We start from the raw sequence: 25,196 nt of genomic DNA on the forward strand, positions 1-25,196 counted from the left end.
CCTAATCCCTCCCCAGCACTTTGAAGATGAGACGGTTGAGCCCAAGCATCAAAGCGAACAGTAATACAGCAATCGCTGACGCATATCCCATCTCAAAGCGGATAAATGCGTAGTCGAACAGATGCGCCATAATCGTATGGCCTGCATAAAGGGGACTCGGAAATCCAACAAGCCGCATACTGACGTCAAAAACGGTAAGCGAACCGACCACCTGCATCACCGCACCGAATAATAGCTGTGGTTTGACGCATGGAATCGTAATGTACCATAGCTCCTGCCAGCGGTACTTGACCCCATCAATTGAGCCAGCTTCATATAAATCTGTCGGTACATTTTGAAGTCCGGCCAGAAAAGCAAGGAAACCTACCCCCATACTCATCCATAAGGAAACTATGATGATCACCGGTACGATCGAATCTACATTTTGTAGAAATAAATAAGGTTCATTGATAATCCCCAGCTGAATGAGCCAGTGATTGAGCAACCCCTTGCGGTCTCCGGCGAACAAATACAACCAAACCACGGACATTGCTACTGCACTTGTAATCGATGGCACATAGTAGCATAGGGTATAGAAAAAGCGGAACTTCTGCGGAATCTGGCTAATCAGCCAGGCCAGCAAGAAGGCCATAATATAACCTATCGGACCTGTAATAATAGCAAATTTCAGCGTAATCCCAACAGCTTTAAGAAAGATATCGTCGTCTACAAACAACAGCTTATAGTTAGAGAAGCCAATGAATCTCGGTGTCTCAATAATGTTGTAATAGCTGAAGCTTAGAACGACGGACATGATAATAGGAACAATTGTAAAAACGGTGAACAAAATCAGGAAAGGGGCCAAGAAATAATAGGAAACTTTATTTTTCTTGATATCTAACCAAAGCTGAGTCCATTTCCCGGGAGTTTTCGTCGGCTGCATCTGTACGGCTTCGTTCTGTGCCGGTGTAATTATTTCACTACTCATTTCTGACCTCCTTCCTCTTTGGCGCTTGAAGTCTGGGAAGTTTCAATTCCGAACTCTTCGCGTTTCTTACTGAGCTCTTTATTGATTTCACGCACACCTTGCTCCATCGCCTCCCGCGGGAATTTACCGTTGAGCACAATCTCATTCCAGATGTTGGCGATATGCCGGGTCGTGTAATATCCTCCAAGCACCACTTCGCGCTCTTTAAACCACTCCCACTGTTCCATAATGGCGTCGATATCATCTTGCTGCCACGGCAGACGTTTGAGTGCTTCAACATTGGCTGTATTCCAACGAGCTTCAACACCCAGCAAAGACTCAAGCTCTGAGCCGAAGTTCTCCTGTGCATCCGCACTGGTCCACCATTTCAAGAACTCCCAAGACTCTTCTTTCATATCCGTATCCTTAAAAATAATTCCTGTCTGTGCAAGCCCGCCTGTAGAACGGTTAATCTGTCCATCTGCTTGTTCAATACCCGGCATTGGTTTCATGCCCCACCAGCCTGTCAATTCAGGTGCGGCAGTAGATAACAGAATGTATGTGGAATAATCAGCAACGCCGATTGGCATCTCTCCAGAACGGAAACGGTTATAGAAATCCGCTTGTTTCTGCAGCTTATAGTTCGTAAAGAGTCCCGTCCACATTTTCATAGCTGTCAGTGCTTCTGGTGAATCCAGATCAGACAACATCCCATTATTCTTATAGAAATCCCCGCCATACTGGAATAAGAACGGCGCAAACTCATTAATGGCTAGACTCGGATTGTTCGGGGCATGTGGATAATAGAAGTCCATCCCGTTTTGTTGCAGCACAGGAATCAGTTCCATAACCTCTTGCCACGTATTCGGAATATCCTTCTCGCTAATGCCCAGCTGTGCCATAATATCTTTCCGGTAAAAGAGCATCGTGAAGTTCTGATTCTCCGGCAATGCGAAGTCTCCGTTATCATACTTATAAGGAATCAGTGCACCCGCTCTGAAACGTTCAGCAACCTCTTGATAATCTGAGAATTCATTCAGATTCACGAGTGAATTCCGCACCGCGAAGTCAATCGGCACTTCACCCTCAACCCCCAGTGCCACATCGGGAGCAAGTCCGGCAGTATTGGCTAATAACAGAATCTGCTTCTGATCCGCTGCAAGCGTAGGAATAATATTGACGTTCACCTTGATGCCCGTGTTTGGTGTAAAGTCCTCATCCACCATTTGCTTAATGATCTCCGCCCAATCACGTCCACGAGAGATCCAGACATCCAGCACCTTTTCATTTTTGTACGTATTCCCTATGCCGCTGTAATCCTTTGTAAAAGAACTAAAGAAGTCATACGTCATCGTCCCTACACGGGTATACCAAGGAGCCGCGTCTTTAGGCCATGGCTGATCTTCCGACTTCACTTCAATATAGTCCATTACAATACTCTGCTTCATTAATCCGTTGACCCATAAGCCAAGCGATGACTGCAGATCCGTAAATTGCTGAAGACGACCTGGAATACTTGAGGTATCCTTCGCCATTTCCAGGAACCGATCACGTGCTTCATAAAGCGTACTCAGCTCAGAGCTTCCATCAGCAACGCCAAAAGCATACATATCCTGCACAGCATCATCCAACGTCCGCGCCATCAAATGTAAACGTGGCACAAGATTAGGAATGTTCTGCTCCAGCTGCCAATCCCCGTTTGGATCAGGGTTCGTTCCCGTTACCTGCGTGATTTCACGTCCCAAAAGAGACATTTTATGTGTAGTGTTCAGCACAGCTTCAATCATTCCGCCTACACCCGATACTTGAACTTCCATCCGCAACGTATGCTTGCCTTGTTCGAGATAAAAGAAGTATTCTCCGTCCTCATTTCCCAGCTTGTTTACTTGCCATTCCGCTTTGTAAGGGAATTTCAAGGCATTCAGCTCTTGGAACGGTACCTCGCCATCAATCATAATCCGGCGTTCCACCGGTATCCCGTTTAGGAACCACTGGCCGTAACGAATTGCGATATTGTAGAGCCCTGACTCAGGAATCTCGAAATCCCATTCCGCCCATTGTCCACCCGTACGCCACCCGACACCCCCAAAACTATTAAGCACAATAGCATCTTTGTTAAAAGGTTCGGTGAGTGGCTCCCGGTCCTCGATCCGCTTCAGCGTTGGATCTGAACGAAGGGAGGATTCTTCTGCCTGAATTTTGATCACTTGATTCTGAACAGGCTTGTAACCCTTATTCTCATACTCCTGCTTCACTTCCGCATAAGTCGGGAGCGGTTCTGGAGAAAATATTCTCAGTTCACTAAGTGCGGCCGGCTCTCGGATGGCTTCCAGCTTCACCGTATGCTCCCCTTTGGTCAGATAAAAGCGAAAGGGATCCGCAGTTCTGGCCTCGGCATCTCGAAACTCCCGATATTGCCAGCCTGTTACCTCTTCCCGCTTGGGATTAAATTCATTCCCTTGATTGTCCAGCCATGGCTCTGCACTTTCCTTCCACATCCGCTGGAATTCCATTTTTTTTACTTGAGAGAATAAATACTCCCCATCAATCTTTACGCTTCGAATGATCGAGGATCGTTTACCAGGAAGGGCATAATACTCCATCCCCATCTGATACAACCCATCTGCCGGAACCGTAAATGTATATTCCACCCAGCTATCCTCTGCTTTAAGCGCTAGTACCTTGCCGGGTTTTCCACCAAGATCCGTCATTACCTCTGTACCTTCAGAACTAATGGCCTTATAATCCGCCGAAGGAATAGCAAGCGTAAAATCCGATGAGTCCTTTGCTCCATCCTGTTGTTTTTCCTCGTAATAGCTTAAGTAAGAGGCTTCGAGTTTTGAATTCACACTATCGCTTTCTAAAATAGAGCTTTCATCAACATCCGCATAAACGGGGATGCCATCCATCGCTGAATTATCAAACCCTCGTGATTGATTCCACCACACTAGGGAGACTCCTAAAAGTACCAGTAACAACAAACTAATCTTATATTTTCGCAGTATGCGTAACACGCATCGGTCTCCTCCCATCTTTACGGGCCTCTCGGACTTAAGTGAATACAAGCAGGGCAGCTCTGGCAATTGCAGGCTGCCCCTCCTGTTATTAGATTTCCTTACGGCTGCATTCCCATTGCCTTTTTAAAGGCAGCAATTTCTTTGGAAGCTTGCTTCAAGACATCATCACCAATTTTTTGAATAGCCGTCTTGGAATCTGTGTTCTTAGCCAGTGCATCACCGATCGCGGCTATAAAGATTTCCCAGCCCTTGTTATCTACTGGTGTAAGGTGTTTGACTGGAATATCGTTGCTTAATTGCTCATATAGTTTAAATTCCTCTTGCCCACCCAGATATTCATTTTTAGTGTTTGCGTACCAATCAAGACTGGAAATATCCTTGTAACCCGGCTGAATGGAATGTTTTGTCCAAATTTTCCAAGCATTTTCACTTCTCATGCTCCACTGAATGTAAGCCCATGCCGCTTCTTTATTTTTGCTTTGCGAAGGGATAACAAAGCTTGATCCGCCCATTCCCACGTTAATTCCTATTGGCAACCGGGTTACCTTCCATTTTCCGGCAAGCTCAGGGAATGTTTCCTGAAGTCCGCGCGCTCCGAATGAACCCGATACGACACCAACCAAATCACCTTTTAGAACTAGCTGTTTACCTTCGTCTGAGCCATAACCGATATGAGGTGCCCAGCCCAGCTGTTGTCCACGTTTTGTAATATCAAGAACCTTCACCATTTTGTCCGTATTACGTGTCCAGTTCATATCCTTATCAAAGTAGCCGACTTCATCTCCTGCCCATACGATCGGGCCATCGCTCCACTCCATGAAATATTTACCGTTAGCTTTCAAAATTTGAGCCAGGTTCAAGAGATTCTCTTCATCTTGCATGTATTCGCCAAGCTCAGCAGGATCACTTGGCAATCCAAGCTCTTCAAAAATGTCTACACGGTAGTAATAAACCCCCGGTGTCATATCCCAAGGCATACCAAGCAGCTGTGAGCTGTCTGGTGTCATCCAACGCTCCCAGTTATATGGAACAACCAGATCTTTATATTTTCCAGCGTTATAAGGCTCTTCCAAAAGATTCTCCAGCACATTGCCCGCCATATAGCGATTCAACTGGTACATTTCTACTTCTGCTACGTCCGGTGCCCCGCTACCTGCGGCGATTGTCGTTTGCAGCTTGTCATGCAGGTCGCCAAAGGGCATAACTACCGTCTTCAACTTGATTCCAGGATATTCAGCCATAAATGCAGCGCCGACTTCCTCGAACACTTTTTCATTAAAGGCCCAAACGGTAACCTCACCTTGAATATCTTTGCTTGGCAGGTCGTTGGCAGGATCTACTGCTTCCGTGCCCTCAGTAGCTGTTGCATTGGTTGGTTCACTAGCATTATTAGTTTTTTCAGTGTTCGTTTTACCGTTGTTAGATGCATTTTTATTCGTCGTTGAGCTTCCAGCGCTGCTACAGGCTGACAGAATAAGCACAAAAACCATTAACATACATACGACTAAACTGCTCGTTTTTCTTTTCGAACTCATAACCTAACCTCCCTCTTAAATTGAACAAATAAATGCTTGTTTATAGTGAAGGAGTGAACCTCCCTCCGTGACCGGCTATTTCCCCCCTTCCTTTAGTCTTAACACGGTCACGGAATATTTCGGGAATTCAAACTCCAGACTACCTTTGTCTACACTTACCTTTTGAGTTACAGGTGCCACCTTGTCAGGTTCAGCGAAGCTATTCTCAGCATTTAAATCGTCCGACTGAAGTACGGTAGCTGTTCCTTCCAGGCTTGATGTGGCAAGTCCGGTAAAAGAAACATCCGTGCGCTGAGCAGTGTCACCCGCATTAACGACTTTAACGATCAGCTCACCTGTGGCAAGATCACGGCTCGCAGTTTGGAACAGCGGCCCTGCTGGACTTTCATCGTTCACCTCTTGTATAAGCTCGTCGTCGAGATAGAGCCGGATATTAGCACCTGATAATTCAATGCGGATATCGTACAATTTCCCAGTCTCAATCCTTACAGGAACCGTTCTTCCGATGACTGCTCTTGTTCCACCTACTGATTTTTCAATCGCGCTCTGCGTATTTCCCCAGCCGCCAAGATTCCACCAATAGAAGTTGCCTTCATCTTTAGAGCCGAACATAATGAGCATACCTTCTGCTCCGCCAGTCTTTTTCGCCTTAAGAGAAAGTGTATAATCACTCCAGGAAGCCTCACCGGCAACTGCGCGAATATCAATATCATTAGAAGTCTGCTTAAAAGTACCCTTGGATTGTTCCCAGTCCCCATTGTTTAGAGTCCAGGCTCCGGAATCCTCCTTGAAATGATCTTCAAAAAGAACGTCATCACCTTTCGCTACTCGTACATCGCTGTACTCTACCTGGGTGGCCCAAGTCCCCAAACCAATTCCACCTTGAATGGATTGCTTACCGGAGGTTTCTTCTTGACCTAGAGCCACAAGTGAGGTTGGAAGAACTACATCCCCCTTATTGCTTCCGAACATCTGCTGCACATGATAAGAAGGTGTTCCGTAGCTAGTCGATGAATCAAACACAATAGCGTCCGGGTTCCAAGTACGATCCTTCGTATTCACAAACAACGGGGCATAAGAGGACATTTTCACGATATCAGAATTCCGTTCCATGCCCATCATAAAAGCCGCCTCGCCGATTGCAGCGTTCAGATTGCCTTCTCCAGCGCCCTTGGTCACCGCATACTCACCAACATAAATCTCAGGACCACTCCGGTCATAAGTATCGTATCTGTTCGAGTTGCTGAGGAACCATTCAGAGGTTTCATAGTAATGCTCATCAACCATCTCGATAGGCTCACCTTCAACTGCCGCATTGGCAATGAGATGAATCTCTGGATACTTCTCTTTAATTGCTTTATAAAACAAGCCATAACGCTTAATATATTCACTCATCTGGAAATTGTTTTCGTTACCAATCTCTACATATTTCATATTAAAAGGCTCCGGATGACCATTGGCGGCTCTTTGTGCCCCCCATTTGCTAGTAACCGGTCCGTTTGCATATTCAATGGCGTCCAGCGCATCTTGTATCCATGGCTGAATTTCACTGACTGGAACGGTATTCTGCTTGGCTATAGGATCTCCGTTATGTGAAATCCCGATATAAGCTACATATAATGGTTCCGCTTTCAGATCTTCGGCCCATTGCAGATATTCGTGAAAGCCCAGCCCATCTGAGGAGCGGTAATCCCAATATCCCTTATGACCGGGACGCGTTTCAATCGGACCAATGGTGTTCTTCCATTGATAAGCATCAGTTGGCGTTTTCCCTTCCACGAAACATCCCCCCGGAAAACGAACGAATGCGGGTTTCATCGCAGCTACCTTTTCAGCCAAATCGATGCGAAGCCCATTCTCCCTGTTGTTCCAAGTCTCAGGAAACAAAGACACCATATCGAGATAAACAGTCCCTACATTGGCAGCAGAGATTACAATTCGTGCGTTTGCTACAGTACCTGTAGAAGTCAGTGTGTATGTATATGGATTCCATCCTTCTTTTAACTTATCAACGGTCTGTTCTGCATATAGCTCTTTGCCATCTGGGCTCTCTAACGTTATACGCAGTGGCATATTGTCCCCTGGCTCTGGCCGCGCATAGAATGACAACTTGTAACTGGCCTCCTTCGTCAAAGCAATCCCCCAGTAACCATTATTCACAGCAGATACCGAACCACCCTCGGCAGCTGATGATACTGTTAAAGCCATTGCCTGGGTCTGAGCATCGTTCAAAAGCTTAGTGCTGGTCAGAGCAAGCTTCCCTTTACTCCCTCCTTTTTCATCCATCCACCAATTGAACAGTGTGACCGAACTATCCTCAAAGGAACGATTGGAAATCAGCTCTGCATATAGCCCTCCATCTCCCGCATGATTAATCTCTTCGAAAAAGGCTCCGTACAACATCGGGCTGATCTTAGCTCCCGGATTCGCCGTATCCACAGTCAACGTATATGCGGTTCCACTACTTGTGTTAGCTGCTGTCGCCGTTGGAAGAGTTTCCTTTCCCGCTTCACCCGTTGCTTCTTTGGCAGACTCCTGAGACAGTGTTGCTGGGTTTTCGCCCTTAGAAGCCCAATAATACGTCAGCCCGCCAATCACAATCACGAAAATCAGCACCGTAAGCCATAGCTTCCGTCCATAATTATTCAAAGATAATTCCCTCCAACTTTTTATTAGCGTTTTCATTTTTATGAAGTGAACAGATCCTTCCATTCGTAATAACTTAAAATCATTTCACAAAACCTAAATGAATCCGTTTCCATTGATAAAATACCATACTAAAATCGGGTTGTAAATAAATTAAACTAAACCTTTTTATACTTTTATGAATATAATTTCCAATAGATTTGCAAGAAATCAAGAGATTTATTAGTTTTTTTAAAACAAATTCCCTCTTTTCATCTCACCATCTTTATATTTTTCTAAAATAAACGGGAGTTTACAGCCCTAAGTAAGTTTAATTTTCATTTTTTCCTTCATTTATTTTACTGTTTTATTTTTCCATTCAAATAATAATGAAACTAAAATTAATTGTGTTGCCCCCAAAAAATCATATAAAAAAAGCTCCCCCTTGCCCAAACTCAGGCAAAGGAAAGCTATCGTTTAATTTCCAACTAAATTTAGTTCCGCCACTTCATAAACTTGTAATCAAGAAAATCAACAAGCAAGAAGAGAATAAAACCGACCAAGCTGAACAACATAATTCCCGCATACATCTCCGGATAATCTAATCTTAACCACGCATCCATGATGAAAAAGCCCATACCATGCTCTGTTCCATAGATCTCCGTAAAAAACAGTACAGATATCGCCGTTCCAAGCGAAATACGAATCGTACTCAGAATTACTGACAATGCCCCCGGCAGTGTCACATGCCAGAACTTCTGCACAGCGCTGGCACCTATACTAGTTAAGACATCATAGGTATTGTCCGGAATAGCCTTAACCCCATCCCTTACCGAAATGATGATCTGAAACAATAGAATCAGCATGATCATTAGGATTTTGGACGTCTCCCCAAGCCCGAAGAACAGCATCACTACTGGAAGCAGGGCAATTTTGGGAACAGGATAGGTCAAGTAAACCACAGGGTCCAGCAGTTTGTTCCAGGTCAACGAACGTCCCATTAGAAGACCTACAAGCAGTCCAATAATTAACGCCAGTACCACACCTGCAAAAATTCTGAACAAGCTATACCCTACATTTATAGCAATATCCTGCGCTCCTAACTGAAACATCGCCTTATATACAGCAAAGGGACTTGGCAAAATCGAATGGTTCATAAGTAAAAATGCGATATACCAGACTACATTCATACAGACAAATACAAATAGCAGCCTTACTAGATGATGAAGTCGACGTTTGTTTACCATATCTCCTGCATTACCTTTCTAATCCGCTTAGTCTGCTCAAAGAAATCCACACTGTCCCGCTTATCCTCATGCTTCATATGAAACACCAAATGATTATCAATAATTTCAGGTGTAGTTTCTTTGTTGGACGGCATGACGATAATCTTTTGCCCCAGCAGAATCGCTTCTTCCACATCATGAGTGACAAATAATGTAGTCGTCGGGTTAGCCATCCAGTTCTCTAAAAAGAGGACCTGCAGCGTTTCCCTTGTTATCGCATCGAGTGCAGAGAATGGCTCGTCCAGCAACAGAATAGTAGGCAAAATGGCAAAAGCTCTGGCAATCGCTACTCTTTGCTGCTGGCCTCCACTGAGGGATAAGGGATAACGTTCTGCTAAATCAGAGATCCCCATCGACGAAAGCCACTGCTTAATCTGCGTCTCCCGTTCTTGCTTGGATGAACTTGCCGTATGCGTAATCTTCATCGCTATCTGAATATTATCATGTACAGTCTTCCAAGGAAGAAGCCCGTAGTTCTGCGGCACCAGCCCGATTAACGTTTCTTTCTCATGTACAGATTTCTCATTAAAAAGAATTTGTCCCTGATAGCTAGGCAGCAAGCCCGCAATCGCCCGTAATAAGGTTGATTTTCCGCTGCCAGAGGGTCCGATAATGGTGTAGATCCCATGTTCCGGCAAAGATAAATCCACCTGACCTAAGGCTAATTGTCCGCTCTTATATTCTACTTTCAGATCCTTTATGGCGAGTCCTTTATTTCTTGAATTGGACATCAGAAATCACATCTTCAGCCGAGATATTTTTGCTAAGCAAACCTTTTTCCCGTGCCCAAGCAAATGCAGCCTCTACTTCCTTCACATCCACTTGATAAGCTGGTACATAATCCGGTACCTTGATCTCATCTTTTAATGTTTCTGGATATCCTACTTCTTTGATTACAAGATCGATATATTCAGATTGTTCATGGGATTTCATATAAGCTACTGCTTCATCATAAGCAGCATACATACTGCGGATAGCTTCTGCTTTGGCATCAATTGCAGTTTGCGGGAAAGCTAATACGAACGGATTTACTCCCGCAGTTATCGTTGAGCTCAGTACACGCAGGCCTGAGGTTTTACCCATCGTTACAAAAGGTTCTGGCAAAATTGCCGCATCCGCCTTATTATTCTTAAGCAATTCTAAACGGGTCGGAATCTGTGGAACCTCTGTCACTGTGATATCAGCTTCGGTCAGACCTGCTTGTTTCAGCATCATGGCCACTGTATATTGTGTGGAGGTATTTTTGGACAAAATCACGGTTTTCCCCTTCAAATCCTTCACATCCTGGATCGATTCATTTCCAGTCAGTAAATCAAATTCCCCAAAAGTTGTACTGGTGATCTTCACATCCAGTCCAGCCTCATTGTAAATGGAGATCGCAACCAGGTCAGCACTTAGACCATCCAGCTTGCCTGCTTGAAAAGCTACATCCCGATCTTTGGCGCTTTTAAACGTCTGGATGTCCAGATCCACACCGTGGTTTTTATCGAAACCTTGTTCATGTGCGATGATAAAAGGAATAGCATCAATCGAGGGCAATAAACCTAGCGACAAGGAGGTTACTTCTTTTGCAGCCTCTGGAGCAGCTCCCTCTGACGATTCTGTATTTGTATTATTTTTCGAACCACAACCCACTGCAAGTGCAGCGATGACAACAACCATCATAGATAACAACAACATTCTCTTTAGACCTTTATTCTTCATTTAACTCTCCTGCCTCCATTATTCTTTCTATAGTGTAATTCTCTGTAATATTCTTTGCTCACTCATAAATGTGCATGCAAAAAAATCCTTAAGCTCTACAAAAAAAGCTTTAGGCATGTTAAGTTTACCACCAATCTTTATATTTTGTATATTTATAAATTTAGATATAAGTAAATAGAAGCGACGCAAAAAAAGCTGACAGCGGAATGGTTCCGCTACCAGCCTCAATCTCTATGTTATGGAGTTAGTAGATTTGTGTGGATTTTAATGACAGCTTTTTTAATCTGCTGCCCCGGTTGACCCATGCCCGGTCTGTGAACATCATGAGGGAAAAAGACCACGAACATTCCAGACTTCAAAGATAACAATATTTCATCTGCTGATGGGGGATAAAGCGCATATTCTCCTTCGGCATCGTAAGGCTTAATGGGTTCAATCCCTTCTTGCAGGGGTGCCCAGCCAATCGTTTCTTCACCTTCGATCAGATAATGCACATCAATATAAGTCTCATGTTTCTCTGCGACTTGTTCCTCCAACGATTTTGCCTCAAGAGCCATAATGGAAGCATACATTTCGTTCCCGCGGATTTCGATTCGCCCAAGATCAGGATCATGTTGTAAGATTACTTTCAATTCCTCAACAGCCTCAACAATGACAGGATTCTCATACTTGATATGCTCTTCCCAAGATGACAAAGAACCTAAGATCATAACTTCCCATTCCCCTCACATCTTAATGTGCTAAACCAGTTTCTCACTGACTGCTGAAGCTGTAGTTTCTTTATTGATTATGGATTGCTCACTAGTCTTCTTGAAATATTCTACATATAAAATATCAAGCAGATAGAGCTGCGATATCTTTGCAGATAATGAACCCCCTTGCAGCGGTCCTTCATTAGCACCACATAGCAGGGTCAGATCGGAGTACGAGGTTAACGGTGACTTTTCAAACCTGGTAATGGATATTACTTTGGCTCCTCGTTCCTTTGCTTTTCTCGCAACCTCAATGCTATCCTTGGTCGAGCCGGAATAAGAAATCACAACAGCGACATCCCGGTTAGACATCAACGCTGCCGACATCATCTGCAGATGTGAATCCATTAAACATTCCGTTTTGTTCGTAATACGCATAAATTTAATCTTGGCTTCCATAGCTGTGACTAGAGAAGAGCCCACACCGAAAAACAATACACGTTCTGCATTAATCAAATACTCAATGGCCTCACTGATCTTCTGTATATCAATTAAATTATAGGTCTCGTTGAGTGCACTTACATTCGTGGTCAGCACTTTAGAAGCAACAGCTTCAATCGTATCATCCATCAGAATTTGATCGGTAAGCTGCGGGATCTCATTCTCCACAGTGATGCTATGTGCCAATGCGATCTTGAACTCTTGATACCCTTTATAACTTAAAGATTTGCAAAATCGAAATATACTTGATTCCCCAACATCACATGCATCTGCAAGATCAGTAATCGACATGTAGACTACACTTCTCGTATTCTCCAGTACGTAGTCCGCTACCTTCTTCTCCGTATTCGTCAAATTATTGTATTTAGAATGAATTGAAGAAAAAATACTGATTGTCCGCAAAAAAGCCCCTCCTTTTCAATAAATTAATGTACGAATAAGGAGGAAGCTCCCAGCAGACCTGCCTTATTCCCTAATGAGGCTTTAACAATTCTCACTCCCGCAAAGCTTTCCATAATCAAAGACTTCGTGCGTTCTTCTACCCTTCGAACCAAATCTTCTTGTTCCATTACGCCGCCACCAATAATAATCGCGGATGGATTGAAGATATGTGTGATAGAGGCTAAACCCACAGCCACTTCAGTAATCCATAAATCTAAAATACGTTCAAGCTGCTCATTTCCGCTCTCTATTTTATCAAATAAAGCTTTTCCGTCCGTGCATTCGGGATCTGCCAGCTGAGCCATCTTCACTAAAGCTGTAGTTGAAGCGTATTTTTCATAATACGGCAGTCCTTCTACTCCGGATGTGGCCGACAATGGGTGAGTAAAGATATGGCCAAATTCAGCCGCTACCCCATTAGCCCCTTTATAGATTTGGCGATTAATGACGATCGCACCGCCAATGCCTGTGCCAAAGGTTAGACATAAGAAATTGTTAAAGCTCTGAGCAGCCCCAAAATAAGCCTCGCCTAATGCTGCTGAATTCACATCGTTCTCTACCATAACAGGTTTATGAAAATGATGGGTGACAATATCCTTAATTTTCATTCCAGTATATCTAGGTATATTTTCGTTAGCATAGACAATAAATCCTTCTTCTGCATTAACTTGGCCCGCGGTGCTTATGGCAATGGCATCAAAATGATCGTATTCTGCAATCTTTTCCAGCATTCTCGAGATTACATGGGGTCCCCCCAAGTAGCTTTCTGTTGCATACTCCTTGAAGTCATGTACATTCCCCTGTTTATCGCATATACACATCTTGGTATTGGTACCGCCAATATCTACGGCTACAATTCTCATTCCCATCTACCCTCTCTGGCGTTCTACTGAATAGCGTTCACAAACCGTTTCGTAATCTCCATCGGTCTCGTGATCGCAGAGCCAACCACTGCTGAATACACACCTAAATCAAACATGGTCTTTAATTCTTCAGGAGTGGAAACCCCACCTTCAGCTATAACGGGAACAGAGAAGTTGTTGACGATTTGTTGAACCAATTCAAAATCTGGCAAGTTGCGGCCTTTAGTAGCCTCTGTATAACCGCTCAAGGTAGTTCCTATCAGATCAAATCCCAGCTCAACAGCCTTCGCAGCTTCCGCAAATGTAGAACAATCCGCCATAAACAGTTGATCTTTATAGGTCTCTTTTAAAAGTGGAAAAAGTTCAGAAATAGTAGATCCGTCCGGGCGAATCCGGTCTGTAGCATCCATAGCAATGATATCTACCCCTTCGCGGTACAGCTCATCGACTTCCTTTTGAGTGGGTGTAATAAAGACTTCAGAGCCTTCATACACCTTTTTGATTATCCCAATGATCGGCAGATTCACTTGCTTTTTGATTTCTTGAATATCCGCTACGCTGTTTGCCCGAATTCCAGAAGCCCCGCCTAAGTAAGCAGCATAAGCCATTCTCCCCATAATAAACGGGCTATGCATCGGTTCTTCTGGTAAGGCTTGACTGGAAACGACTAGTTTATGTTTTATTTTTTTAAGTACATTATTTTCAGTATTCATCAGTAACCCACTCCACATTTTTATTTATTCTTTAACTGCTCCTGCCGTAATCCCATTGGTGAAGAACCGTTGGAATAACATGAACACTAGCAACATCGGAATTGCAGCGATGGTAGCTCCGGCCATTTTATAAGCGAAATTAGGATTCAAATCCTGCATTAAGGTCGCAGTACCAACCATTAATGTTTTCATTTTGTTCTCTTGGCCTATAACCAGCTGCCACAAGTAATCATTCCAGACTTGCACGAAATTCAGAATAAATAAGGCTCCAATACCAGGTTTGACAATAGGCAACATGATGCGCGTGAAGATTCTCCATTCATTTGCACCATCTATTCTCCCGGCTTCTCTTAAGGCATTAGGGGTTAAATCGAAGAATCCCTTTAATAGGAACACTCCAAATGCACCCGCCACGTTCGGCCAAATCATACCGTTATAACTATTTACCATTCCAAATTGTTGGGTGATCCGGAATAAGGGCACAATCATAATTTCTTTAGGAATCATCAAGCTTGATATAAAGATAATGAAGATTATATTTTTACCTTTAAAATTAATCTTTGAGAACGCATAGGCGGCCATTGAGCCTACAACGATAACCAAAATAGTAGAAACACCTGATACATAAATACTATTAAAAGTCCATCTTAAAGCCGGCTGGTTCTGAAATACATCCACATAGTTGGAGAATGTAATCGATTTGGGCCACCAGTCTGGAGGCATCTTCACAACATCCGAGCTGTTTTTAAGTGAACTTGTGAATAACCAATATAGTGGAAAAAGATTAAGGAGTGCGAAGAGGATAATGATCACATTCGATATCACATCAAACTTCTCTCTCTTTTTCTTGTTTTTAATCTTCGACATGTTGTATTCCCCCTCACTTCACCTTAATCATGCTTCGTAGCTGTGGCACAGACAATATCAATGTAATCACGAACATGATAACCCCTACCGCAGAAGCTACACCGAGTTGGTTATATTTAAAGGCATTATTATAAAGGTAGTACATCAGCGTTACGGAGGAATTGTTCGGTCCGCCACCGGTCAATAACTGAATAACTACAAAGATTTTTAATACGGCAATAATATTGATAATCGTAATATAAGTTGTTGTAGGTCCTACCGAAGGAATCAGGATCTTTGTAATCACTTGCCATCTGCTAGCACCATCGATTTCTGCTGCTTCAAAAAGCTCTTTCGAGACACCAATCATCGCAGCTATATACAGAATAATTGCCTGGCCCACGTTAGTTGCGAAGGTTACAAATATCACGACTGGCAGAACCGTCTTTGGATTTCCCAGCAGATTAATCGTCCCTAGTCCCATGTCTTTATATAGATAAGAGATAAGTCCGTTAGCCGGATTCAGCAAAAAGCTCCAGACCATACTCATAACCACCATGGACACCATTACCGGGATATAATAACTTCCTCTAATAAAGGAAACGTACTTAGCATTCTTATCAAATACCGCAGAGGCTACGAACAATGCAAACCCCACTGTAAGTAGAACGATAAATATTACGAACACAACGGTGTTGATGGTAGCCTTAAAAAATACCGGATCATTAAACAATGTAGTGTAATTGGCAAAACCCACAAACTTCTCGCTGTCATAATTAATCTGGTATAGACTCAGCCGCATCCCTTCTAAGATCGGATAGACAAGAAAGGCTAAGAATACTATCATCTGAGGTAAAATAAACAGATAACCTGTAATATTCTCTTTTAGGTAATTACTACGTAGTTTCATATCGTTTACCTTTCTAATTAACAGCCCTAGAGTCTCTTCAGACCCTAAAGGCTGTCAATCGTGTATTGTTTATCTGGTCTTAGATTATTGGAAAATTACAGAGCCAGCTTTATTGGTCTCAATCACCTTGTTGCCACTTGCCTGATAATCTTGCACAAACTGTTCCGGTGTCTTAGCTCCCATGTAAAGTGCTTGTAGCTCTGGATATAAAACCTCTCTTAATTGGCTGTATCCTGGAACGTTGCCTGTGAAGTTGAACAAATATTTAGAGTTGGCATCGTAAGCTGCAAACAGTGGATTTTCTGCTTTAAGTGCTTCGGCTACAGAACTTCTTACAGGAATACCATTCTTAGAGGATTTAACTAACTCAGGATCGCTTGAGAAGAACTTCACGAAATCCTTAGCTACTTCAGTCTTCTTAGCATCTTTGGACTTGAATACACTAGCGCCTACTACATAAGTAAAGGATAGAGGATCTCCGCTTTCCGACGGAATATTAGCAAGTCTCATATCGAATTTCGCTGCCGTACCGTCCGCCATATTTGCTTTCGTACCATTAAACAGAATCGGGTTAGTGAAACTGATTGCTAATTGCTGATTTTGGAACATAGCATTGGCATCATTAGAAGAAACAGATTCTGCGCCTGGATTTGTATATCCGCCGTCATATAGGTTTTTCAGCCAAGTTGCAGCTTTAACTCCGTTCTCATCGTTCAGGACAATGTTGCCTTGATCATCAAAGAACTTATTGCCGAACATTCTCATATAGGCAAGGTTCCATGTATCGCCCTGATTATTTACAGCGAATAATGCCATTGGATATGCATTGGAATACTTATCCTTCGGCAGATTGTTTTTGAGACCCTCAAGAATTTGTTGATATTCATCCAAGTTCCAAGTTTTGATTTCGGATTCTTCACCCACAAACTTTTCCAAGCCTGCTGCTTTAAACATGTCCGCGTTGTAAACCAAGGTGCCTGGGTTGTGCTGGAATGGATAGAAATAAATATCTTCTCCGAACGTTACAGCGTCCCAGTAGTTTTGAGCAATATCGCTTTTCGCGTCTTCATCAATGATGTCGGTCAAAGGAACCAATGCTCCCCGGTGAACGTAATCGCCCATCGGGAATACACTCTCAAAGAACACATCTGGAGGTGTTCCTCCGCTTAAGTTAACGTTAAGCAATTGATCGCGCTGATCTCCAGCAATGACCTCTATTTGAATATCTGCATCGTATTTATCATATTGTGCTTTGAATTTCTCAGCGGCGTGCTTTAGGAAGCTATCATAGTCCGCGCCTGCCTCCGTGGCATCCACAACACCCTTCCACTGTGGAGTCAGCCATACTCTGATCGCCACTTTTTCCTTCCCAGATGCAGAAGAATTATCGGATGTATTAGAACTCGCAGCATTGTTACCTGAGCAACCTGAAATTAAAGAAATAATCACCATTAGCGCAACCATTGCCGAGAGTAAACGTTTTTTCTTCATTTATAAACCTCCCTAAAAGTTTTGTGAGCATTACCTTCTCTGAATCGCTACGTACAAAACTCGCATCGAAAGCATACGCTTAAAGTTTTGTGAGCATTATCTTCTCTGAATCTCTTCGTACAAAACTCGCTTCGAAAGCATAGAACCTTTAATTTAAAATCCGTTTAGCATGGTATTGCACTAAATCGGCCATGTTGCGATGTCCTTGCGGATCAAGATGCATATAATCAATTTCATTCATCGATACATGGTCTCTGGAATCTACAAAGTGGATACCAGTTCCCGTTAGCAAAGCTGCAAGATGCTCAGCGAGCTCCATAGACTTCTCACTACATCCGCTACCCATTGGTTTGCCAATAGGGGTATGAATATACTCTGCTCCAATCGGAGGGGGCGCGATTACTAGAACCTCTGGAGCCTTCCCCTCAGGTCCTGCACCGCTACCTTTAGCTTTAAGAGCCAGTCTAACAATACCTTGTGCGATGTTATAAGAAGTTAATCCAAACCTTTCTTTGGTATCATTGGTCCCAAGCATGATCACAACCAAGTCTAATGGCGAATGTGACATTAGGCAGGGATAGATATAGGAAATTCCAGAAAGTCCTTCAAATAGAGGGTCCTCACTGACACTTGTTCTGCCGGGAAGCCCTTCTTCGATCATACGGTAGGCGTCACCCAATTCTGTATGAAGAATTCCCGTCCAACGAATATCATCCTTAAATTTGCGGTCTGTCTCTGCGTCGTAGCCCCAAGTATTAGAATCGCCAAAGCATACGATGGATTTCTTCATTTGTCTTAACCGCAATATCTTTCAATAGCTTGATCAATCAATTTCATAATGTCTGCGATCGGACCAGCATCTTCAGCGGCTACTGCCTCAAGCGGTGCTCTTACGCTACCAATGTTTACGCCTCTTAATTTTAGAATCTCTTTTATTCCGGCATACATGGCACCTTTGAGCGAACAAAGGGCGATGATAATATCGTTGATATCGCTTTGAATTTGTCCAGCTTCTTCGAACTTACCAGCCTTAACAAATTCATTTGCTTGCAGGAACAGCTCAGGCATAACCGCATAGGTTCCACCGATTCCCGCATCCGCTCCCATGATTCTTCCCGCAACATATTGTTCATCCGGTCCATTAAATACCACTACATCTTTTCCACCCACTCTTTTGAATCTTTCAATATCCATAGTCGGCATGGAGGAGTTCTTCACACCAATCACCTTTTTGTTCGCAAGCAGCTTCTCAAATAGGGACGGAGTCAGTGTATATCCAGTAGTCTGAGGAATGTTGTAGATGATGAAGCTTAGAGGGGTTGCCTCCATAATCTCGCTCCAATATTTATAGACTGCACTATCAGGTAACTTGAAATATATAGGCGGGATTGCGGATAATGCATCGTATCCTAAGGTTGCAGCATGTTTCGCTAACTCAATACTATCTCTAGTGGAAGGGGCACCCACGTGGGCAATCAGTGTCATTTTACCTTTCAGGTTACTAGCTACGTAGCTTAGTACCGCTTTGCGTTCGTCGAGACTCTGGTAAATACATTCTCCTGAGCTGCCTCCCACATATACACCTTGAACTCCTTTTTCAAATAAGTAATCACATAAAGCATGCGTCCGGGATTCCGAAATATTTCCTTGATCGTCATAGCAGGCATAAAAGGCAGGTATAATTCCGTGGAACTTTGTGAGTGTCATTGTTAATCCCCCTTAAGTTGTGAGCGGTTTCTTTTCTACATAAACAAAATATCATTATATTTTGCTTTTGTAAATTATTTTCTCTATTTTTAGAAAAATAAAATTTATTTCCACCAATCTTATTTATGATTAGCAAAATAATGGTTTTCAGTGCAACTCGCAGCTAATAATCATTTATTTTTCCATATTCATTAGAAAATAATCCTGTAAATTCTCCACCCTAAATTTATTTCTTCAGGGCAGTATTTGTTGGATATACGGATGTAAAATAATTCAAAAAAGTGGTACTAATGAGTATCCTTTCAGCTTCACTAAAAGTGTCTCCTACAGGGAGACACTTCTCTCCAGATGAAGCACAAAACCTAAATAACACACAATGTTCACTGAATAATCTGTGTTTTTCAGACGGACACACCTTTTAAAAAATGGAGTTTAGGATTATAATGAAAGCGTAAACAAAGAACAACAAAATCTATTTTGTTTCTTCGCCAAAGGAGGCTGGAGGAAATGCTAGCAGGACTTAAGGAACTTAAAAATTGGGTGACAGAAAACTGGAATCCAACATTGAATACAGGTAATGAGGACTACCGGAAAATGGAGTACTCCGTGGAGCGCCATCTGCACACTCCGCAATCTCCGAAACCACTTAGCTATGAAGAAGAGGCTCGCATCAAGACCGTTAAATTTCATTAATTAACCCTTTCAGATAAAGATTGATTCATAACGAAGATATCAGACCGCCAGTTCTGGAAGTAATTTCAGTGGATGCGGTCTTTTATTATGCCTTGTAGTTGTATAACGAAAAAACCTCCTCCACCCTAAAGGGTGAAGAAGGCTAATAGGTTACTTTCGAGGACATGCAGTAGGTTATCAATCCAAACACCTTGTTTAGTTCATCCTTCGATAAACCTCAGCGCGCGTTCCGATTGATAATCAGCTAGGCCTTGTGCGAATTGTTGATCAGGAAATCCTCTATGCAGCAGCTTTAATCCACCTGAAGTTAAGGAGACATGATGGTGGAATTGATAAAATAACAACCTATTATGATCCAGAGCATCGTTCTTTAAGTACCGATAGAAATCCCCAAATCTCATCTGCAAAAAACTATGCTCATGCTCAATATCATAAAACATTGCTCCTTCGATATCGATCAAAAAGGGCTCCAGTTTATCGTTAACCATAACATGGTCAGGACCCAGTTCCCCGTGAATAAACCCATATTGCTGTCTGGGTTCAATTTTTGATTCAAGCTCGTACAACTTATCGAGCAGTTTGCTTTGATTAGACCTGATCTTCTCAATATGTTGGGAGGCATAGGCTAGCTGTACTTTCGCATTTTCCATTTGTAATAAATGACATTGTCCCATGCTGCTCTCGTTAGCATTTGCTTTCCCAAAAACATGCCTCTCGTGGGTATGCATAGCAGTAAGCATTTCCCCCACACGCTGAAAAACTTTATCTTGAACACGTAGCTCGGGATGATGAAAATAGGTTTCTGCCATTCTTCCATCTATATATTCAACCAGAGCATAATCGAAAGAGTAACGATCTCTTTCCTTATTCAGATCATAAAGAGCAGGGGTCTGAATTCCATGTTGTGTTAAGTACCTGTTATTTAATTCGAATAAATGACTTCCATAGGATTGTTCATTTATATCTTCATTTGCTTTTTCTTCTTTAAAATAATTCATAGAAAGATCCCACACATACAAAACGCAGGAAAATCCATTACTGCACTCAATCTTGTAGACCACCTTTTGTGCGCCGCCATGCATGCGCGAAACACGAGCAACGAAATAACTGCTGCCAAAAACCCTACTAATATAATCCTGTAAGTCAGCCTTATCGAGATGACAAGCAGCGTCCATTAACAACACTCCATTTATTAGGTTTTGCCGGCTTCACAATAGTAAATAAAATCCAGCCGAAAGTATAGACTTATTCTTTCTGATCAATTATGATGTTGAATAAGGTCTTGAAAAAAACAAGCATACAAAAAGCCGTTGGAATCAATTTCAACGGCTTTTTTTTATGAAATATCTAAACAAATATAGAGGAGTACTTTCACAACATGTTCAAACGACTAACTGCACTATTTTCGATTCCCTCTTATGGCTTACTCTTTTTATGTATGTTACTGCAGGGGATGGGGATTTCACTCAGCGCACCCTTTTTATCCATTTATTTCACGGAACAGCTTGGAGTATCTGTCGGGCTGTTTGGTGTTTTTCTGGCCACCACGTTAATTGCCGGGATATGGATCAGTACACTAATCGGAAGACGCTCTGACCTCGGCTTAAATCGAAGAAACATTTACCTTGTCTCCACGCTCTGTAATGCTCTGGCTTATAGCGGATACTTGCTCATTGGGGATTTTACGATCTTATTCATCTACATGATTGTGTTCACCGCCCTCGGTGCACCAGGGATGCCTCAATTGTTCGCCATAGCTAGAGAAGCAGTGAATAAGAGCGATTTTACGGATACTGCGTTTGCAAATTCTACCTTGCGTTCTGCTTTCTCTCTCGGCTTTATTACAGGTCCTTTAATCGGTACTCTGCTAATTGCTGCTGTTGGGTTTAAGGGGATCTTCTCGGGCACCATCGGAGTATTCCTGCTGGTTGCCTTACTTATTTCGCTATTCCTGAAATCAAATACAGAAGTGAAAAGCAGTACTGCAGAAGTAAAAGTAAAAAGTTTCCGGTTGGGTCAGAACCGTAATGTTCTGCTTCCTTTTCTGATTATGATACTCATGTATGTAGCCCACTGGACGAGTAGCATCAATACTGCCCTCTTTATTACCAACAATCTAGGGGGAACAACAAGCGATGTTGGTTTAGTCAGCAGTATTTGTGCTGCGCTGGAAATTCCTTTTATGATCATGCTGGGACTACTTAGTGCGAAATACAGTAACCGAATCCTGATGATGTGCGGAGCCATTTTCGGAGGAGCTTATTATCTCGTTGTCATTACTTCAGGCGCGATGTGGCAAATGCTTGCAGCCCAAATTTTGCTTGCCTTTTTTGTTGCCGTTATTTCAGCGATTGGCATTAGCTACATTCAGGATCTGCTTCCAAACATGCCTGGGTATGCATCCACGCTCTACTCTAATTCATCCACGATCGGCAGACTGATTGGCAGTCTTGTTGGCGGGTTATTAGCTAGTGTTGTTGGGTACCGGTATTCATTTGTGCTCTGTTTCATACTCGTCATTATTTCTACAATCATGCTTGCGGTAAGCGGACGTTACTCTGTAGATGATCCACAAAAACTAGCGATTTAATCCGCTTTTTCGGGCTTCATTCAGCCCTTGAAACTTCTCCATATTTTCTCGCGACTAACTAACATATCCTTAAAAAGGTGGGGTTAGATGTTAAAAACTATTGCAAGAATGCTCATGTTGATGTCTTTAATCTTTCTGGCAGCATGTGCAGGGGATGTTAAACCCATCGAGGAGCCGAGCATAGGAGCAAATACGCCAACCCAAAGTCCAGCGATGAATACGCAGAAGCCGCAAAACACAGAACCCAAGCAGCCAAATGAAACCAGCTTTAAAGCAGAATTGTCGATAAATCTGAAATCATATTCAGATCAATTGACAGAGTATGATCTCCCCGCACTTGAAGTGCTGGAAAAAAACCTAACTGCTTTGGTTGAGCATGACCACACACTTTATCAATCCGGGTTCGTAAACAAAAAACTAGCAGATGCTATGGAACCTTATTATGACGAACAATATCAGTACAAATTCACAGACATCGAAAGCATCGATTCCATGTTACCCAACGAACATCAGGTGAATATAACGGTAATCGGACAACGCTTGGATATGGCCGCAAAGACAGTTGAAAATGTAAAAATGCTATACGCTATTCGGCCAAACGATCAAGGGGAATGGGTCATTTATATCATTGATTGATTGATTGATTGACTGACTGACTGATTGATTGACTAACTGACTGACTTGCTTATGAAAAATCGTCGACCGATTCCTGACAGGGAATTTGAACGGCGATTTTTTTGTGAAAAAAAACCAATTTCTCACCTTGCTAGCATTGCGAGATGCGGAGAATTGAATCATGTTTGTGGTAACCTTCTAGCTACCTACCCGATCTAATATTTAAGTAACGTTACGAACATCCTAAGACTTCTAGTCAAGAAAGCAGGTAAATCTTTGCATATAGATCCTATTGTCGTCAAAGCCAAAGCTGGAGACCCTGAAGCATTCGTGCAGTTGATGCAGGAGATAGAGTTACCTTTATACAGAACTGCAAGGTCCATCGTCAACAAAGAAGAAGATTGTGCAGATGCCCTGCAGGAGACGATGCTTAAAGCCTTTAAGAACATCCATACACTCAGAGAGCCCGCTTTTTTCAAAACGTGGATCTTCCGGATTCTGATTAATGAATGCAATAAAATGCTCAAAAACAACTCAAGAGCCCTCCCTTATGGAGAGCTTCCCGAAGTCCCTTCCACTTCCAAGGATTATGAGAAAATCGAATTATGGGATGCCGTTCAACATCTTGAGGAGAACCTCCGGATTGTCATTCACCTTCACTACCTACAGGACATGCCGATCCGTCAAATTTCCGACATTCTCGAAATTTCTACGGTTGCTGTGAAGACCCGGCTGCATCGCGCCCGCAAAAAGCTAAAGCATTCATCTCAATTCAATCAAGAAATGGAGTTGCGACATGGTAAACACTAAGTTAGAAGAACAGTTAAAGAACTGCCAAAGCCTACTTCCCGCTCAGTTATCGGATATTGCCCGCTCCAAACTGAATGAGACTTACCAAATCATCAGGGAGACCGATAATTCCATTTCCCCCATTCAGAGAAAGATGGATGCATCAAGAACTTTTAATAAGTGGTTGATTTCCACTGCAGCCGCTGCAATTCTTGGAGTTACAGTCCTCGCTTCCGGCTTTGTATCGCCCGCAATGGCTGGTGCACTCAAGCAAATTCCGGTTTTGGGACAAATCTATTCATTATGGGGCGAAAAAAACTTAGATCCCGGTGTTCAACAAGCCGGGGATTTCATCACAAACGTAAACCAAAGCGTGACCCATAGCGATGTGACCATGAATATCCCAACGTTGTTATTTGACGGAACCCGAATTCTTATGAACCTAACCACTCCTGGAAACCGTCTGGCTTCGGAGCCCAATTCGCCGCCTTCAGATGCCAATAAAGGGGCGGTGGATAAGTTTGAGGTTCTCTATAAAGGTCAACCTCTGCTCTGGAGTTACGAACACATGGATGGTGAGACTGCTTCCAGCATAATGGTTCAGGTTTTGAATACTTATTATGATCCGAGCACAACAACACAGACTGTCCAGTTCCCTGATCAGTTTGACTTGACTGTAAATGTAACGTTAAAGGGTTACGATGTCCCGTTCGAATTCGTTCTGCCTGTTACCAAATCAACGCCTGTTACCGCACTAACTTCAGAGGAGACCAAGCATCACGATAACATTAACTTGCAGATCAGTAAGGTAGAAATCACCCCAATCACAACGCAGGTATCCATTGAGTACAAAACCAAACCGGGCCAGAGCGTAGAAGAAATGCTCGCTTCTATCCCTTCGAAATATAAGGGTGCTAACGGGGGCGTCATCGCTCTTCAATTTGACATTGTCGATGAACGTGGCGTTCAACTGAAGCCCATCGGTGCTCACCCCTTAAGCGAATCTTATAATGTTCGTTTTGAACCCTTCAAGACTATACCGAATACCGTAACCATCAAACCGTACTTAGTCATTTCCGAAGGTCAAGCCCTAGCTGGGACTAAAGGACTGTGGGAAGACAACAATATGGTCAAGGAATATATCCCTGAGCTGGAGACTGTACTTTCGGTCCAATAGTTCATTTGTAAAAGGGTATGCAAAACTACAAAAGACGAAGCCATAATAGGCTTCG

At 42.9% G+C, this 25,196-nt stretch carries 22 protein-coding genes; 5 read left to right on the plus strand and 17 right to left on the minus strand.

The features are described from left to right. Position 1 precedes the first annotated feature (1 nt). The 16 genes from MKY54_RS25385 to MKY54_RS25460 all read right to left on the minus strand — a co-directional run bounded on the left by MKY54_RS25385 (position 2) and on the right by MKY54_RS25460 (position 19,277). Positions 2–967, minus strand: coding sequence for a sugar ABC transporter permease (locus MKY54_RS25385; RefSeq protein WP_052097291.1), 966 nt, complete (start codon positions 965–967; stop codon positions 2–4). Beyond that, positions 964–3,894 (minus strand): extracellular solute-binding protein, encoded by a 2,931-nt coding sequence (locus MKY54_RS25390; protein WP_280753685.1) that lies wholly within the window; start codon positions 3,892–3,894, stop codon positions 964–966. The genes MKY54_RS25385 and MKY54_RS25390 overlap by 4 nt, the downstream gene beginning before the upstream one ends. A gap of 167 nt (positions 3,895–4,061) precedes the next feature. Next, the gene (locus tag MKY54_RS25395) at positions 4,062–5,498 is read right to left on the minus strand and encodes an extracellular solute-binding protein (RefSeq protein WP_339188315.1); all 1,437 of its coding nucleotides are present in this window, start codon (positions 5,496–5,498) and stop codon (positions 4,062–4,064) included. Between the two features lie 75 nt (positions 5,499–5,573). Beyond that, positions 5,574–8,147: an alpha-L-arabinofuranosidase C-terminal domain-containing protein gene (locus MKY54_RS25400; protein ID WP_339188318.1), complete on the minus strand. Its 2,574-nt coding sequence runs from the start codon at positions 8,145–8,147 to the stop codon at positions 5,574–5,576. 470 nt (positions 8,148–8,617) lie between these two features. Continuing rightward, the gene (locus MKY54_RS25405) at positions 8,618–9,370 is read right to left on the minus strand and encodes an ABC transporter permease (protein WP_076129172.1); all 753 of its coding nucleotides are present in this window, start codon (positions 9,368–9,370) and stop codon (positions 8,618–8,620) included. After that, positions 9,364–10,140 (minus strand): ABC transporter ATP-binding protein, encoded by a 777-nt coding sequence (locus MKY54_RS25410; protein ID WP_076129171.1) that lies wholly within the window; start codon positions 10,138–10,140, stop codon positions 9,364–9,366. Before MKY54_RS25410 ends, MKY54_RS25405 begins: the two co-directional genes overlap by 7 nt. Next, entirely contained in the window at positions 10,121–11,113 is a 993-nt protein-coding gene (locus MKY54_RS25415; protein WP_143762423.1) for a MetQ/NlpA family ABC transporter substrate-binding protein, read from the minus strand. Before MKY54_RS25415 ends, MKY54_RS25410 begins: the two co-directional genes overlap by 20 nt. A gap of 236 nt (positions 11,114–11,349) precedes the next feature. Further along, positions 11,350–11,823 (minus strand): YhcH/YjgK/YiaL family protein, encoded by a 474-nt coding sequence (locus tag MKY54_RS25420; protein WP_339188323.1) that lies wholly within the window; start codon positions 11,821–11,823, stop codon positions 11,350–11,352. 30 nt (positions 11,824–11,853) lie between these two features. Next, a complete protein-coding gene (locus tag MKY54_RS25425; RefSeq protein WP_051491079.1) occupies positions 11,854–12,708 on the minus strand; it encodes a MurR/RpiR family transcriptional regulator in 855 nt (284 codons plus the stop codon). A 23-nt stretch (positions 12,709–12,731) separates the two neighbouring features. Then, positions 12,732–13,610, minus strand: a complete 879-nt coding sequence (locus MKY54_RS25430) for an ROK family protein (RefSeq protein WP_339188325.1) — start codon at positions 13,608–13,610, stop codon at positions 12,732–12,734. Between the two features lie 23 nt (positions 13,611–13,633). Then, the gene (locus MKY54_RS25435) at positions 13,634–14,323 is read right to left on the minus strand and encodes an N-acetylmannosamine-6-phosphate 2-epimerase (protein WP_339188327.1); all 690 of its coding nucleotides are present in this window, start codon (positions 14,321–14,323) and stop codon (positions 13,634–13,636) included. Between the two features lie 24 nt (positions 14,324–14,347). After that, entirely contained in the window at positions 14,348–15,190 is an 843-nt protein-coding gene (locus tag MKY54_RS25440) for a carbohydrate ABC transporter permease (RefSeq protein ID WP_080742596.1), read from the minus strand. Between the two features lie 13 nt (positions 15,191–15,203). Next, entirely contained in the window at positions 15,204–16,079 is an 876-nt protein-coding gene (locus MKY54_RS25445; RefSeq protein WP_076129168.1) for a sugar ABC transporter permease, read from the minus strand. A gap of 84 nt (positions 16,080–16,163) precedes the next feature. After that, entirely contained in the window at positions 16,164–17,570 is a 1,407-nt protein-coding gene (locus MKY54_RS25450; RefSeq protein ID WP_076218768.1) for an extracellular solute-binding protein, read from the minus strand. A 148-nt stretch (positions 17,571–17,718) separates the two neighbouring features. After that, positions 17,719–18,360, minus strand: coding sequence for an SGNH/GDSL hydrolase family protein (locus MKY54_RS25455; protein WP_076305162.1), 642 nt, complete (start codon positions 18,358–18,360; stop codon positions 17,719–17,721). Between the two features lie 5 nt (positions 18,361–18,365). Beyond that, on the minus strand, positions 18,366–19,277 hold the full coding sequence (locus MKY54_RS25460) for a dihydrodipicolinate synthase family protein (RefSeq protein ID WP_038573110.1): 912 nt from the start codon (positions 19,275–19,277) through the stop codon (positions 18,366–18,368). Positions 19,278–19,784: 507 nt separating this feature from the next. Here MKY54_RS25460 and MKY54_RS25465 point away from each other — a divergent pair. Beyond that, a complete protein-coding gene (locus tag MKY54_RS25465; protein WP_036679656.1) occupies positions 19,785–19,970 on the plus strand; it encodes a hypothetical protein in 186 nt (61 codons plus the stop codon). A 200-nt stretch (positions 19,971–20,170) separates the two neighbouring features. Here the strand turns inward: MKY54_RS25465 and MKY54_RS25470 are convergent, their stop codons facing one another. After that, a complete protein-coding gene (locus MKY54_RS25470; protein WP_339191283.1) occupies positions 20,171–21,100 on the minus strand; it encodes a phosphotransferase in 930 nt (309 codons plus the stop codon). A gap of 248 nt (positions 21,101–21,348) precedes the next feature. Between MKY54_RS25470 and MKY54_RS25475 the strand changes: the two genes are divergently transcribed. From MKY54_RS25475 to MKY54_RS25490, 4 genes are all read left to right on the plus strand, one after another. Next, the gene (locus MKY54_RS25475) at positions 21,349–22,560 is read left to right on the plus strand and encodes a sugar efflux transporter (RefSeq protein WP_052097297.1); all 1,212 of its coding nucleotides are present in this window, start codon (positions 21,349–21,351) and stop codon (positions 22,558–22,560) included. 87 nt (positions 22,561–22,647) lie between these two features. Continuing rightward, entirely contained in the window at positions 22,648–23,196 is a 549-nt protein-coding gene (locus MKY54_RS25480) for a hypothetical protein (RefSeq protein ID WP_339188331.1), read from the plus strand. A 255-nt stretch (positions 23,197–23,451) separates the two neighbouring features. After that, on the plus strand, positions 23,452–23,985 hold the full coding sequence (locus MKY54_RS25485; RefSeq protein ID WP_076129163.1) for a sigma-70 family RNA polymerase sigma factor: 534 nt from the start codon (positions 23,452–23,454) through the stop codon (positions 23,983–23,985). After that, entirely contained in the window at positions 23,972–25,141 is a 1,170-nt protein-coding gene (locus MKY54_RS25490) for a DUF4179 domain-containing protein (RefSeq protein WP_339169596.1), read from the plus strand. The genes MKY54_RS25485 and MKY54_RS25490 overlap by 14 nt, the downstream gene beginning before the upstream one ends. Positions 25,142–25,196 lie beyond the last annotated feature (55 nt).

This window comes from Paenibacillus sp. FSL P2-0121 (assembly GCF_037975345.1).
Taxonomy (GTDB): Bacteria; Bacillota; Bacilli; order Paenibacillales; family Paenibacillaceae; genus Paenibacillus_AQ; species Paenibacillus_AQ odorifer.

Coding starts and splice junctions, on each gene's coding strand:
- MKY54_RS25450 (WP_076218768.1), bottom strand. CDS start 17,570: ATGAAGAAAAAACGTTTACTCTCGGCAATGGTTGCGCTAATGGTGATT.
- MKY54_RS25440 (WP_080742596.1), bottom strand. CDS start 15,190: ATGTCGAAGATTAAAAACAAGAAAAAGAGAGAGAAGTTTGATGTGATA.
- MKY54_RS25405 (WP_076129172.1), bottom strand. CDS start 9,370: ATGGTAAACAAACGTCGACTTCATCATCTAGTAAGGCTGCTATTTGTA.
- MKY54_RS25460 (WP_038573110.1), bottom strand. CDS start 19,277: ATGACACTCACAAAGTTCCACGGAATTATACCTGCCTTTTATGCCTGC.
- MKY54_RS25420 (WP_339188323.1), bottom strand. CDS start 11,823: ATGATCTTAGGTTCTTTGTCATCTTGGGAAGAGCATATCAAGTATGAG.
- MKY54_RS25410 (WP_076129171.1), bottom strand. CDS start 10,140: ATGTCCAATTCAAGAAATAAAGGACTCGCCATAAAGGATCTGAAAGTA.
- MKY54_RS25395 (WP_339188315.1), bottom strand. CDS start 5,498: ATGAGTTCGAAAAGAAAAACGAGCAGTTTAGTCGTATGTATGTTAATG.
- MKY54_RS25430 (WP_339188325.1), bottom strand. CDS start 13,610: ATGAGAATTGTAGCCGTAGATATTGGCGGTACCAATACCAAGATGTGT.
- MKY54_RS25435 (WP_339188327.1), bottom strand. CDS start 14,323: ATGAATACTGAAAATAATGTACTTAAAAAAATAAAACATAAACTAGTC.
- MKY54_RS25455 (WP_076305162.1), bottom strand. CDS start 18,360: ATGAAGAAATCCATCGTATGCTTTGGCGATTCTAATACTTGGGGCTAC.
- MKY54_RS25415 (WP_143762423.1), bottom strand. CDS start 11,113: ATGAAGAATAAAGGTCTAAAGAGAATGTTGTTGTTATCTATGATGGTT.
- MKY54_RS25385 (WP_052097291.1), bottom strand. CDS start 967: ATGAGTAGTGAAATAATTACACCGGCACAGAACGAAGCCGTACAGATG.
- MKY54_RS25480 (WP_339188331.1), top strand. CDS start 22,648: ATGTTAAAAACTATTGCAAGAATGCTCATGTTGATGTCTTTAATCTTT.
- MKY54_RS25445 (WP_076129168.1), bottom strand. CDS start 16,079: ATGAAACTACGTAGTAATTACCTAAAAGAGAATATTACAGGTTATCTG.
- MKY54_RS25490 (WP_339169596.1), top strand. CDS start 23,972: ATGGTAAACACTAAGTTAGAAGAACAGTTAAAGAACTGCCAAAGCCTA.
- MKY54_RS25465 (WP_036679656.1), top strand. CDS start 19,785: ATGCTAGCAGGACTTAAGGAACTTAAAAATTGGGTGACAGAAAACTGG.
- MKY54_RS25475 (WP_052097297.1), top strand. CDS start 21,349: ATGTTCAAACGACTAACTGCACTATTTTCGATTCCCTCTTATGGCTTA.